The organism is Aquimarina macrocephali, from assembly GCF_051627225.1.
Classification (GTDB): domain Bacteria; phylum Bacteroidota; class Bacteroidia; order Flavobacteriales; family Flavobacteriaceae; genus Aquimarina; species Aquimarina macrocephali.
The window spans coordinates 2560210-2575809 of record NZ_CP151795.1 but is presented as its reverse complement, the minus strand read 5'-3'; the positions used below and the strand labels follow the sequence as shown (position 1 = coordinate 2575809).

Annotated in this window: 2 protein-coding genes; both read right to left on the bottom strand. The window is 37.2% G+C overall.

Features of this window, described 5'->3' with window-relative positions; genetic code table 11:
• Nucleotides 1–64: 64 nt before the first annotated feature.
• Complete coding sequence (locus AAFU52_RS11275) at nucleotides 65–1303, bottom strand: hypothetical protein (RefSeq protein ID WP_438426451.1); 1239 nt, start codon at nucleotides 1301–1303, stop codon at nucleotides 65–67.
• A gap of 23 nt (nucleotides 1304–1326) precedes the next feature.
• Entirely contained in the window at nucleotides 1327–15585 is a 14259-nt protein-coding gene (locus tag AAFU52_RS11270; protein ID WP_438426450.1) for an SDR family NAD(P)-dependent oxidoreductase, read from the bottom strand.
• Between the last annotated feature and the right edge of the window lie 15 nt (nucleotides 15586–15600).

The window sequence follows — 15600 nt, the reverse complement described above, 5'->3', positions numbered from 1 at the left end:
ATAGTACTGCTATTGATTAAAAGGTTTTAAGATAATGCTATAAAAAAGGCTTACTCGCCTTTTTTTAATCGAAAATTTTTGATGAGATGGTATCATCAATTTCACAATCCGACAAAAATTTATTTCGTTCTACTGTTTTTGAAAAATATATAATTCCAAATTGTTCTGGTTTGGCTTTGAAAACTACTGCAGAGTCTAATGGAAAAGCTTTCTTGGCTTCATATAAAGGAATATGAAATAACTGTTCGCATTTTTCCAAATCATGGCTTTCTTGAAAATCGGCCCAACTACTGATCAAACCAAGTTTACATTGCAGTGCTTCACCAAATTTAGGTAAAGGCTTTGCTGTAGTCGGAACAGGTAATCCTGATTGAAAAGCTTTGCGAATATTAACTGGATGATGACCTGTATCATTATCGAATAGAAGTCCTCCTGCATAATTTCCTGCATCATCACTACCAATATCTTTGATCCAGCTCCTCAAATTAACTGCCATAATGCAAATACGTGAATTAGTTACCTTTGCAAAGCTTGAAGTAAGGATATCATTGGTTGAAATATAATCTACCCCTGATGTTGAATTTTCCTTAACTTGATTTTTGGCTGTATCGATTTTTTTGGGTTCTACATAAAATCCATAGCATTTTGTCTTTTTACCAAATATGGCTCCTTTCACTAAGTTTAAAATAAATGGTGCAGAATGAAAAAACTTAAATGATTTTTGACCAACAACTTCAGTCACCCTATCAGCAGCTTTTTGATTTCGTTGTGCAGCCAAGCGTTCCACAGGCTTATCAGTAAACAATTGGTTAAAGATTTTATAGTACGTATACCCATCAGCTACCACATGAGAAATTGAAAAAATAAGAGCAAATCCTTTTCCCTGAGAATGCAGGTCAGGAACAATGGTCAATTTGGTTACGGGATCTGTTTTATTAATTAATTGCACTCCCTTTTTCACTATGGCAGGTTTGGATACTTTAAATAATTCCTCATATTTTGTATTAGATCCAATTTTGATATGAGAAGGATTATCAAGAAAAATACGTTCTATCACATCATCTGGTATAGGTCCAGAAGGGTATGAGAGTTGTAAATTTTTATGTTTCTTGTTTTTTACTAATCGTCCAGCCAACCAAGGGTTATCATCAATAATTTCTTTTAGTCGGGCGCGTAGAGCACTAGATACGTGCGTTTGATCACCTCGATAAAAGGTTATTGTGGTTATTCCATTTTCACCTTTTATTATGGTAGATGATTCTTCTTTTAATAAAGGAATGACGGTTTCATTTATACTTTGCATAATCAATTTATCTTAAGTATTTATTAATATGTGCTATATTTCTTCAGTAAGCCAATGGCCTGATCTGTTGCAATGGATTCACTTTCTATCTGATTGACAAGATCTTCTATGATTTCATAATTATTGTTAACCTCTACAGGACTATTTTCAATGACTTGTTTCGATTTTTCCTTTTTGATCCAATATCGTTCCTTGGCAAATGGATATTTGGGTAAGCTGATGCATTTAGGTTTAACTTCTCCATAAAGCTTGTTCCAGTTTATTTTAAGGCCTTTAACCCATAACTCGAGTAACTTCGAAAGTTTTTTATTTGCTATCCATTTATCAATAGTTTCCTGTAAATCGGTATCTGAATTAAATATGGATATTGAGGTATCATAGTGTTTTGCTTCTCCTTTATAAAAGCCTTCAATATTTCTTTCTGAATTTAGGTATGCCTCTAGTTTATCTACTAACTCCTCAACAGAGCTCACAATAAACCCTAAACGCGCCTCCATAACTTCTCGGGTTACTTGTAAGGAGTAGGCTATAGAAAGTAAATCAATAGCGTGATCAGGGTTTTTTATTAAAGTTAACAGGTCACTAACTTTGTGTAGTAATTGCTCCTCTGTTTTGGCTGATAGAACAATCATGGCTTGTGTATCATCTTCAGGATGTGTGACAGAAGAAAATTTAGGAGCTGTTGGTGTTTTATACTCTTCAATGACTACATGAGCATTAGTACCACTACGACCAAAAGAACTTATGCCTCCCACACGAGATTTACCTTGTTCTTTTTCCCATTTCTTGGTCATCTTATTGATATAAAATGGACTGTTCTCCCAGTTTATATAATCATTTTCATCCTCACAGTTAATAGTAGCGGGTATTTTATTATGCTGCAGTCCTTTTAATAGGCTGACTACACTTACCAATCCCGAAGCGGCCATTGTATGACCTAAGTTACTTTTACAACTTGTTATGGCGCAATTAATGGTTTGTTTTGAATGCGGTTGTTCTTTAATCAGTTTTTTAAAAGCGTCATTTAATGCATTAAGTTCAATTGGATCGCCCAATTTTGTTCCAGTGCCATGAGCGATAATATGCGAGATGTCCCGGGGATTGATATTATAATTAGTATAGATATTTTTAATTAGTTCCTCTTGGCTTTTGCCACTAGGTGCAGTAACTCCATTGGTTTTTCCGTCAAAGTTAATACCACTGGCTTTGATCGTTCCATAAATAGGATTGCCTGCTTCAATAGCTGCTGACAGAGGTTTTAGCATCAGCACTACAATAGCTTCACTAGCACCGATACCATTGGCTTTTTTAGCAAAGCTATAGCATTGACCATCTTCCGAAAGCATTCCTGCCTGACTCATCTTAACATAGAATTTAGGTGATAAAATCAAAGAAGAGATACCAGCAACTAACGCTGATTCACATTCTCTGTTTCGTAAACTCATAATTGCCTGATGCATGGCTACCAATCCTGAAGAACAAGCTGTGTTGGTCGCAATTGTAGGGCCCTGTAAGTCGAGGTAGTATGACAGCCTGGAAGATATCATGGCATTGCCACTATTCCCAACTCCCTGTTCATCCGAAGTAAGCGAGCTATATTGACTTTCTTCCATTCCTGCAAAAACACCAACGGGAGTTCCTCGTAACGATGACGGGTTAATTTGAGCATCTTCGATCGCTTTATACGCTTCAATTAAAAGCATTCTTTGACCGGGATCCATGGCTTCTGCTTCTCTGGGTGTTATTTCAAAAAACAAAGGATCGAATTCATCCACATTGTTAATAAAACCTCCTTTATTAGTACTGATTTTATTATCTGAATCACCTGGTTTTGAGAAATAATCGCGCCAGTCCCAACGTGATAAAGGAACTTCACTAATACCACTCTGTCCCTTTTCTAACATTTCCCATAGTTGATCTGTTGTATCTGCGCCGGGGAAACGTCCTGACATACCGATAATGGCAATAGGTTCCTGAGTCAAACTCGAAAAGCTTGAAGTATCTTTGGATTTAGATTGTAAGAAGCGTTTTCGGATTGATGTTTTATTTAACACAGGTTTTTTCACTGCTACCCGTTCTCTCTCCATCACTTTACTCTGTGATTTACTATAAAATTCTTCTAAGTGTTTATGATAATCCTCTACGAAGTAATCGCTTAATTTCTCAATAGTAGAATAGTTATAAAATACCGCGGGGGTTATAGTAATAAAGAAATATGCTCTTAGTTCTTTGGCAAATGTTGTCAAACTGATAGAATCAAAACCGTAATCCGCCAGATTGGTTACTCCGTCTAGTTTCTCTGAAGGTATTTTCAAACTTAAGGATACAAGCTTGATCAGATCAGAATAGATACATTCTTTTAGAGAGAGATCCTGATATTGTATTTTCCACCCTTTACTCATGTGGGAGCGTTGGTTTTCAACATTCGATTGTGATTGACTAAGTCGTTCAGTTGTATAGGCATGATGTAAAAATTGTTCAACACGGCTAGGTTTACCTTTGAGCGCCAGTATTTGTGTTTGATTGGATTGGATGATATCATTCCATATTGTTATTCCTTCTGATGTTTCGAGCACCTCCTGACCACTGCTTTTTAGATAAAAGGCAGCTTGCTCAAAATCGCCTTTACCCATACCTCCGTCTTTCCAAAAAGGCCAATTTATAACAATGGATTTTCCATTATTTTGAGTTTTCTGTTCACGGTAATTGGCATAAGCCATTAGAAAACGATTAGCTACGGCATAATCACAAGATCCAAAATCACCCAACATAGCAGCTGATGATGAAAAATAACATACAAAATCCAGAGGTTGCTTATTTAGTATTTCATCTAATATTATTATGCCTTTGGATTTAGGTTGAAGCACTTCATTGATACTTTTTGTTGTTTTTTCATAGAAAACCTCAGAACTTTCAACTCCCGCTGCATGAATAATTCCTGATAAGTTAAAAGGAAGTTTTTTTGCCCAAGATGTTATTGCCTTTCTATCACTGATATCAACAGACTGATAGTGAACTTCCTGAGCTCCTTCTTGTTTTAGCTTATCGATCTTTTCCTTAATATCAGAGGTTAATGGTCTCCTGCCAAGTAGTAGTAGTTTTGCCTGATATTCCTTGGCTAAATAACATGCTAACTTGAACCCTAGCTTTCCGATACCTCCGGTAATTAAATAACTCCCATTCTTTCTAAGTACTGGTGTTTTTACAGCATTATTAAGATCAAATGGCTTGTATGACAGTTCAAACCTTTGCTGATCTTTATACCAAATTACTCCAGGATGTTCTACGGCATCTAATAATTGCTGAGGCGTACATCCAGATGAATCTGTATAAAGTAATGATATCTTTGAATTAGGTAATACTAATTTTAAGGAACGCTCAAAGCCTATCCAGGAATAATCCCAACATGTTTCTACAGAAGAAGGATCATAGTTACCTACTAGGGTAATATCAACAGGATTGTCAAATCTTTTAATAGCTTTAAATACATTAAACAATACATGAATACCTTTTTCCTTATTATTTTTTGCCCAAGTATATATTAGTCCAATAGACTTATTACTTTTATCGTTTATACCTTTAAGTACTTTTTGAATATCTGACACATTATTGGGACGACAGTGATAAATTTTGTCTGTGACCTTTTTGTATTTCTGTTCTTGAAATACAAAAATTGCTTTAGCAAACTGGCCAGTATTATCGCTATTTATGATACTCTCTTTAAACTCTTTATCTGCAAAAATGATAAGTTGTTTGCTATCTGATAATGAAGTATCGAAAGTAAGAGGTTGATCTTGCCAATATTCCTTGAAAAATAATTCCTGAGAAGCTTCTTCTGACTGTAAGGCAGTATCACTATACTTGTCTTGATATATATCAACTGTTTTTTCTACATTTTCTGAAGTATTAGTATCTATACTAAAATTTTGTAAAGATAATCCCCTCATTTCTATACAAACATTCCCTTGTTGATCTATAAGGTCAATATCAAGTATAGGATTAGTTACTTTCACATCCTTAATGCGCACCCAGATATTCATTTCCTTAGTACAAGCAGATACGATACGTACGGCATCTAACGAAGCTAAGAATAATGGTTGGCTTATAGGTTTCATATCCGTAATTAAACCGATACATACCTGCATCACTCCTTCCATGATCGTAGGGTAGAGTACAAATCCATTCTGATCATTTTCTTCTAGAAGTGGTATACTTACTTCTGCTAATAATTGATTATCTCCTTGATAAATAGTTGAGATTCCCTGAAGATCAGAACCATAGATATGTCCTATTTGAGATAATTTTGCATAGATATCATTGGATTTCGAAGGAATCTGTTTCATTTCATCCTTGAGCTGGGAAATATCCAGTTTAGTGGTTTTATTTTGATGACTATAAGTGACTTGTCCCTGAAAATATATTTCCTGTTCCTCTTCAGCATTATAAATTTCAATATCTATTCGTTCATTTATACGATCTTCTCCTTCCCTTGCAAATAAGGCTATTTCAACTTCCTTTGTTTCCTCAACCACAATTGGTTTTGTACAGGAAATATGGTGTAATTCAATTATCGAAGATTCATTCTGCGGGGCATTAGCCAATATCATAGCAGCGCGAGCCATTTCCAAACAAGCTAATCCTGGTAGGACTTTATTGTCATGAATCTTATTCTCTTTGATAAAAAATTCTTCACCATCAAATATGGTGTTATAGCTTTGCTGATGAAGGTCCGAAGTATTCTTATGCACTAATGGATGAAGTACTTCTAAAGCCTTTTCTTTCTCTTTTTTATCATTACCAAGTGTTCTTTCAATCCAGTATCGTTCTCTTGCAAATGGATACAATGGCAAGTTGATACGATTAGGTTTATGATCTCCGTAGAGTTTATCCCAATCCAACTCCAATCCTTTAACCCATAAATCCAGTAATTTCGATAATTGCTTCTGACGTATATATGTATCTATAATGGTCTCTTTCATCTCATCATCATTACTAATGATTCGTAAACCTTCTTTATTGCGTTTCACTTGCCCCGAATAGACACCGTTAATAGTATCCTCTCCATTACGATAAGCCCGAAGCTTTTCTGCCAGTTGATCTATATTGCTCACCATAAAACCAAGACGTTCCTCCATAGCTTCCCTACCTACTTGTAAAGTGTAGCTCATCTCTATCAGGTCCAAAGAACCTTTCTTCTCTTCAATAAATTCCAGTAAATCAGAAGCCTTTTGTTTTAATTGCTCCTCAGATCTGGCTGATAAAGGAACTATAAGATCCGACTGTTGTGTAATGACCTGAACAGATCGTCTAACTACGTCCCGATTCTGGGGAACATACTCACCCATTACCAAATGAGCATTAGTGCCACTAAATCCAAAAGAACTGATCGCAGCCTGACGTTGTTGTGATTCCCTAATCTGCCACTCCTTTAACTCTGTATTCACATAAAAAGGACTATCCTTCAAATCGATATGCTCATTTAACTGTTCAAAATTTATGGTGGGTGGCAACTGTTTGTACTTCATAGCCTGTAGTACCTTAATAAACCCTGCCACTCCTGAAGCAGTTAAACAATGACCGATGTTACTCTTTACAGATCCCAGAGCACAATATTCTTTTTCCTCTGTGTATTTTTTAAACGACCTGCGTAATCCTTCTACCTCAATAGGATCTCCAAGCTTAGTACCTGTACCATGTGTCTCGATCAACTGAATGTTATTCGGATCTATATCAAATTGATCGTAGACCTGTTGTTCTAATTGTATTTGTGATTCAGTGTTAGGAGCCGTAATGCCATTGGTTTTTCCATCCTGATTAATACCCCACCCCTGGATAACCCCTAGAATAGTATCCTTATCTTTTTCTGCATCTTCCAATCTTTTTAGCATGACCACTCCAACTCCTTCTCCCGGTACAAAACCATTGGCACGCTGATCAAAAGTATGGCATTTACCATCTGGAGAGAGCATACCTGATTGTGAACTCATAATGTGCATCGAAGGTGTTGCCATCAAATAAACCCCACCTGCCAGAGCAGAATCAATACTACCCGACACCAAGCCATCACAGGCATTGGTAATAGCCACCAATGAAGATGAACAGGCTGTATCAATAGAGATACAAGGACCTTGTAAATCTAAAAAGTAAGAAATACGTGCTGCTAATATAGAACCGGCTGCACCTGTAAATCCCTGAGCACTCAATTGATGTTTTTTTGATTGTTGAAGATAGTCTCCAGCTGCACATCCAACATATACTCCACATTTACTACCCGAAAGCACATGTGGATTATATCCTGCATGTTCTATCGTATGCCAACAAGCCTCTAAAAATAATCGTTGCTGTGGATCCATACTCTCTGCCTCAATAGGAGAGATATTAAAAAATAAGGGATCAAAAAGATCATATCCTTCTAAAGCACCCATCCATTTACTATACGTTTTTCCTGCAACAGCCTCACCTTTTTGATAATACTTATCAATATCCCAACGCTTTTTAGGAATCTCACTAATACAATTCTTTCCCTGAGCAATATTCTCCCAAAATACCTCTACATCACCTGCCTCCGGAAACTGACCCGCCATACCTACAACTGCAATAGACTGTGATCGAGAAGAAGGTTTTGTAGATTGATTAACTCTTCCCTGTGAACCTTTACGCCATGAGGTAAGTTGTCTACCTGTAACTGTTTTTGGAATAGCACTTTGAAAAACCTTTTCTGAAATATCTACCGAAACAACAGGGGAACTTACTGTGATCCCTTCTTGTTCCATTTCTTCCTGAATATGACCACTAAGAGCCAGAAGAGTCGAATAACTATACACAACGGTAGCTTGTAATGAAAGATCATACCGCTCATTGATTGTACGTATAAAGGTTACTCCTACAATAGAGTCCAACCCCAAATCTACAAACTGGCTATGTTCATCAATCTCATCCTCCAACAGATGTAGCTCCTTTGCCAGTAGTTTTTTGAGCTCTGTAATAATATCCGGTAACATATCAACATGTACCTGTGTATCCACCGAGGTATCATCTGGAAGTAATGGAGTTACAGATTGGCTTACAGCTGTATCCTGTTGTTCTGATATTTCTTTAATATGACTACCTAATGCTGCCAGTGTAGCATAACTATACACAATGGTAGCTTGTAATGAAAGATCATACCGCTCATTGATTGTACGTATAAAGGTTACTCCTACAATAGAGTCTAATCCCAAATCTACAAACTGGCTATGTTCATCAATCTCATCCTCCAACAGGTGTAACTCCTTTGCCAGTAGCTTTTTGAGCTCTGTGATAATATCAGGTAATGTATCGGTACGTGAAACAGTAGCCTTAACTCCTTTGGAAATAGGTTTTTCTATGGAGTTAATCACTGCCTTTGAATCAGTATTCTCTTGGTGAAAATTACTCTCAATCTGTTGTAGGGTATCTGATCTCCCTACAAATGTCTTTTCATGCATTGCCAACTCTCGGCTGTAGGTTTCTTCTAATCTTCCTTTAAGATGTCCTGTCAATTGATCCTTGATTGCAACTAAACTACTGCGAGATTGCCTTGCTATCTGCCGGGCCAATGCAAGTGCAGCTGTATGGATATCCTTTCTGGACAAAACAGGGAAGGACATTCCTTTTTCCTGTAACACCTTACCAGAATATTCAACTCCTCTCAATAAGGTCTCCCGAGAAAGATCATACCCTATCTTATCCGGAAAAACCAAAGTAGCTCCTGCCCCAGGAGTAAATCCATACCTCATATAAGGACTCACATAACGACTCTCTTCGCTAAACAAAATAAAATCTGAAAACATGCCCATAGACCAACCTGCTCCAATACCATGACCCTGCATCCCAGAGATCACCGGAATCTTACAGCCTAGAGCCAATTCAAAAATCTTGGTGTCTGTAAACTTTGCCTTCCCTTCCTGGATCGCCAATAGACTATCCTTAGTGCCTCCTGATGCAAAATAACTATCATAACCCGTCAATACCACAACCTTATACAAGGGATGCTCTGCAATATGCTTAAAGACCTCTATCATTCCTGCTATAAAAGCATCCGAAAACATGTTCTTTGCTACTCGGTCTTCCATCTTAACCTCTACAATACCTTCTGGATAAACCTTGGCTTTTATAACTTTTGTATCGAGTATAATATCTGTTAGAGTATCTGGCAACTCTACTGAAATCGGTTCTTTACGCTCTAACCAAATCGGTAACTCCTCTATTCTTTTCTTTAGTAATGAAGCTCGATCCTTTTTCCAAGTCCGTACAGCTTCTATAGAGAGTCCGGTCCAGTACGATGCCTGGTGTAAAGCTTCTGAAAAAACAGCATCCGATACAATTACTGAACCTACCTGATCTTGTAACTCAAGACCTGTATAGCTCTTACCTGCCAGTAGTAATTCTTTACTCACATAACCACTTAATCGTTGACCGAATAACATAGCCGATCGTCTTGCCAGCTCAGGAACTTCTATAAGACCTGATACCGAGTACTCACCTTGTGAATTATAAACACAAACATCACAGGACGTACTAATCAGCCAGCCGATATCTTTAGCGTTTGATCCTATTGCAGCAACTATGGGAATTGGAGAGTACAGAATTAAATCCTGAAGCTCTAAAACAGCATCCTGCGAACCAGTTAAATCAGATACCGAAACAAAATCAGCAGCATCACTGCTTAGAATGATCGCTTTATAATAATTGTATTTGTCTAGTTGAGAAAAAATATTCCTCAATCCTGAAATAATATCTTTTAGTGGGTAGCTCTTCCCTTTTGTATGTATTGTAATCGTTAATACATGGTCTGCATCGGTTGTCAACTTCAAATACTTCGAACCTGAAGTAATTTGTGGTATTGTGGTTGTCGTATTTTCTGCCTGTATTGTGGGTACTACAACCAGTTGTTCTGTCATCCTAAGTAGCTCACGTCCCAAATGTTGCTTTAATAGCTGTAGAGCATCTCTTGATTTATCACAAAGATCTAATGCAAAACTCTCTGTAAAAGAACCAACCTGATCCAATGGAAGGATAGCGCAACTAAAACCCTGTTGTTGTAAGGTCTTTCCTGTTGATACCTTAGGTGAATACAAAAAGTTCCTTACAATTGCTTCTCCAAATCGCTCTCTAAAGAGTAACTCTTCTGCTAAATCAAGCAAAAATCCTTCCTTATAACTCGCATAAGAATAGTTACTTTCTTCACCGCAAATCATAAAATCACACAACGTGCCTAATAAAAATCCAGCTCCAATAGCCGTCCCCTTCATCTCGGCAATTAATGGAAAAGGAAAAGAAACTATAGCCCCGTAAAGACCTGTTCTAACTGATTCATTATAAGCTTCCCGATCACCTTGTAAAAAAACATCATCACTACCTCGAAGCAAGACTACTTTTAGAGAAGGCATTTCTTTTACATATTCTAAAGTGGTCAATAACTCTGTGATCAACTCTGAAGAAAGTGTATTATCATCAGGTGTGGATATATCTAGTGAATACAAGCCTCTGCCATGATCAAATAATTTTACTAATGGTTCTAGCGAAGATGTATTTGGTTTTTCTAAAACGTTTTCCCCTGTACCTGAAAGACTAACTTGTACTTTGGAAGTGGTAATCCCTGAGGTTTCTTCTATCTTCAGAGACTCTGGAGTTAGTAATGATACATTAGACGGTTTAGCTATACTTTCCTGGTTAATTTTTTGAATCTCTAAATCATTGATTGCAGTTCTTTTATTGACTTGAAGTGGAAGGAAAATCTCTTTGGGTATATTCTGAATCTCCTCTGGTTTTAATAATGGTTTTATTACTTCCTCTTGACTAGAAGAATCTTCTATAAAACCAGTAATCACTTCCTGATAACCAACCCCATATAGCTGTACACATACTTTGCCTTCTTTATCACATAAATCGATATCTAAGGCATCTGCTCTACCTGAACTATAACGAATCCAAACAGACATCTCACCAGTACAACGACTTATGATTCGTAAAGAATCTATACCTGTAACCTCTAAAGCAGTGTCTGGGAATAACATAAGACCTGCTTGTAATACTTCTTCAAGAATAGCAGGATGTAAAACATAAACTTCTTCTTCTGAATGTAAATCTTCTGATAAAATCAGCTCTGCCAATAACTGCTTATCTCCTTGAAAAATAGAAGTGATACTCTGGTAAGAAGAAGACAATACACTTCTCTCCATCTTAGCTTTAAGAGCATTGATATCTAATGTTGTTAAAGGAAGCTCATCATGTAATATAGCTTCACCCTGGCAATATATTTTTTCCTCTTCTTTACTAGTACTATATACTTCAAAACAAACACCTTCTTCTGTTTGCTCAAATAAGGTGATATGCACTTCCATAGCATCATTAAAAACTATAGGGCCTGACCAAACCGTATTGGTAAACTCCAATAGATAGGACCCTTTCTCTTCTGGTAATGCTTCTGCAATTGCAGCACGAGCCATTTCTAAATAAATAACTATTGGAAGAACCTTATCTTTTTTAGATAATCTTGAGATAAAAAACTCTTCTCCACTAAAAGTCGAACTATATTTCTGAGCCATAAGATCAGAAGTGTTTCTATGTACTAAAGGGTGTAATACTGAGATAGCTTTATTCTTTACTACCGATGGTGTATCACTAACTGGGATCCAATAACGTTCCCTGGCAAAAGGATACGTCGGAAGACTCATCAATCCCGGAACAACATCTCCATACAACAGCTGCCAATCCACAGCATAACCTTTTACCCATACATCAAGTAGTTTAGCTATATTTTTATTGGATATCCATTCTTGAACCGCTGTATCAGTAGCTAATTCATAAAAATCTTCTCCTCTTTTAACTTCTCCCTGATACATTCCTTCTACTCCTCTTGTATCATCAAGATAGGATTCTAGATTTTCTTTCAACTCAACTACCGAACTCACCACAAAGCCCAAACGCTTATCCATTGGCTCACGACCTACTTGTAAGGTGTAAGACATTGAACTCAAGTCAATATCAGTACTCTCCATACCAAGATAACTCAACAAGTCAACCGCCTTTTGTCGTAACTGATCTGTAGTACGTGCTGATAAAACAATACCAAAATCGGTAGCTATACCATCCTCTATAACAGATCCTAATGGAGCTATATATTCCTCTATAATGATATGTGCATTCGAGCCTCCTGCTCCAAAAGAGGAGATACCTGCTATACGAGGATAAACCTTTCCTTTAATTACAGGAGCATCCCAATCCCTTAACTCCTGATTCACAATAAAAGGAGTCGTAGCAAAATCAATATGAGGGTTTAAACGCTTAGAATGTAGTGATGGAACTATTTGACCATGCTCCATCTGTAATAATATTTTTGTCAAACCTGCAATACCTGCCGCTGATTCACAATGACCGATATTAGATTTGGCAGAACCCAGTAAACAATATCCTTTATCATTCTGGGTATCCTTTTCAAATGCCTTAGATAATGCGGCTATCTCAATAGGATCGCCCAACTTAGTACCTGTACCGTGAGCTTCTATATAACTAATATGACCAGGATCCGTATTGGATACTTTAAGGGCCTGAGTAATAGCACTAGCCTGAGCCTTAGGGTTGGGAACACTATAACCATTAGTCTTTCCGCCATGGTTAAGCGAACTCCCTTTGATCACTCCATAAATATGATTCCCGTCTCGTTTTGCCTCTGATAACCTTTTTAAAACTACAACTCCAACGCCTTCGCCAGGGATATAACCATCGCCTCCTTCTCCAAAACTTTGACAATGACCTGCACTCGATATAAACTGACCCGAACTAAGCATCTGGTATTTATTCGGGTGAATACTTACATTAACTCCTCCGGCTATACCTAAATCGGTACGACCTTCTTTTAAATCCTGACAGGCTAAATGAATCGAGGTCAAAGAAGAAGAACACATCGTGTCTAAAGTCATACTAGGACCATGAGCGTTTAAAAAATAAGAAACTCGGTTCGCGATACTCGCTAAGCTCCCTGATAGATTGTATTCTCCGTACATCACACCTGCATAGACACCTACTTGACCTGCCAGTCCTTCTTCACGAGGTATCTGTAAGCTGGAACGTGTATATCCTGCATCTTCGATTGCCATCCAGCTATGCTGTAAAAACAAACGCTCCTGAGGATCGATTGATGCTGCCTCTCTGGGTGAGATATTAAAAAACCTTGGATCAAATTCATCAACCCCTTCTATAAAACCACCCCATTTACTGTAATGATAACCGCTTTTACTACGATCCTCACTATAATACTCTCGCCAGTCCCAACGATCTTTAGGAATCTCGGTGATACAATCCTTACCTCCCTTTAGATTATCCCAATACGCTGCTACATCAACCGAAGCCGGATAACGACCACTTAATCCTACAATAGCAATAGGATCTGTAGAAACTGAGTGTATAGAATTCGTTAAATCAGTAAAAGGACGAGGACGACTAAAGCGTTTACCCGAAATCAGTTTATGCCATATTTGATCATCAGTTCCAGATTTTATTTCAATTGACTTTTCCTTGGAAGTGTTATTTAGCTCTGTATTAAAAAGAGCAACTAATTGAGTCGAGTGAGATGTTATAAAGTATTCTGTAAGCTCTCTTATGGTCTGGTATTCAAAAAACAAAGTCTTGGGCAGAGAAGGAAAGGTTTCTTCTAATCTACTTGTAAACTTCATCGCCAGTATAGAGTCAATACCATATTTCTCTAATGGTGCCTGCGGATCTATTTTATGGGAAGTCAGCTTTAATAACAAAGAGAATTCTTTACACAAGTAATCTTCAGTTTTTTCAAAAAGATCACTGTGAATGTTGTTGGTAACCACTGGAGAATCTATAACTTTCTGGTTGGGTAACGATTTATTTTTTATTTCCTGATCTATATTCTTAATGCTATCCAATTGAGGTAAATTGCCTTTCATTACCAAGACCTGATTCAGCCGTAGTTCCAGGCTACAATAAAATGTGTACATCCCAATGATTGTCTCCATTGGCTGTACCTCTAGGGTTTGTTTCAGTATTTCCCGATTTTCCTGATTTATTTGCATACCACCATCTTTCCACAATGGCCAGTTGATAGACAAAGTGTGTCCCTGTCGTTGATCATCCAAAACCATTTGATTACGATACGAAGCAAACTGATCCATAAAACCATTAGCCACTGCATAATCTGATTGACCTACATTACCTATTAGTGAAGCCACAGAGGAAAACAACACCAAAAAGTCCAAGTCAATATCCTTGCTGGCCTGATCCAGGTTGAAGGTACCTGTAACTTTGGGAGTTAGTACGCTGCTGAATTCATCACTTGTTTTTTTAAGAATGAAATTATCCGATGTCATACCAGCACAATGCAGGATACCATTAAGTTGTGTATGCTCTTTGGATATCGTAGCTATGAGTTGGTTTACCTGATCTGAACTACTTAAATCCAGTTGTCGGTATTCAACCTTATTGTTAAGTACCGGTAATCCATCCAGGATTGCTCTCTTTTCTTTTGTTAATGCAGAACGACCTGTTAAAATAATGCTGGAATGAGTTGTTTGCTTAAGGATCTCTTTTGTGAATAAAATACCCAAACCACCCAAACCACCAGTAATAAGATATACTCCATGATCTTTGAAAGGTATTTTAGGACTTACATCACTTGCCTGTATTTCTTTCCTTTTCAAAACATACCGGATATCCTGATCATATTTAACAACCTGATCCTGGAATCTCTTCTCATTTTCCTGAAGCTGCAAGAAAAGTGCTCCTGCATTTATCTCAGGGTCTGTTAGAATGATTTGACCCGTTAGTATAGGATTCTCAAGGGTTGCTGTTTTTAATAATCCCGAAAGCCCGGTGAAAATAATCTGTTCTTTATCATTACCGATGACTATTTGAATCTGTATTTTTCCCTGAGGTTTGTTAGAGAGTATATTGCGGATATAATCAAAACAGGATAAAGCATGACGCTCATATCGATCAGCAATACTCTGATGATGATCTAATTCTAAGCTTAAAACATTACACTCTGGAAGTAATTCTTTAATTTCCTTACCTTCCACATCAGACATTTCACACAAAATGATATGCTGCTGGGAGTAATTCTCATGATTAGTAGATGTTCTTGTATCTTCTTCCCAAACTGAATTCAAAAGCAATGTCCCTACAATTTTACTTTGTTCTTGTAGCTTTATAGCTTTAATTTTTTCTAATGCCTCTATTTGTGTAAGTTTTCCTCCGGAAATATCTTGGAATACTTTTTTTAGGTTTTCCTTCATCTTTTCTTTCAAATT

Coding starts and splice junctions, on each gene's coding strand:
- AAFU52_RS11275 (WP_438426451.1), bottom strand. CDS start 1,303: ATGCAAAGTATAAATGAAACCGTCATTCCTTTATTAAAAGAAGAATCA.
- AAFU52_RS11270 (WP_438426450.1), bottom strand. CDS start 15,585: ATGAAGGAAAACCTAAAAAAAGTATTCCAAGATATTTCCGGAGGAAAA.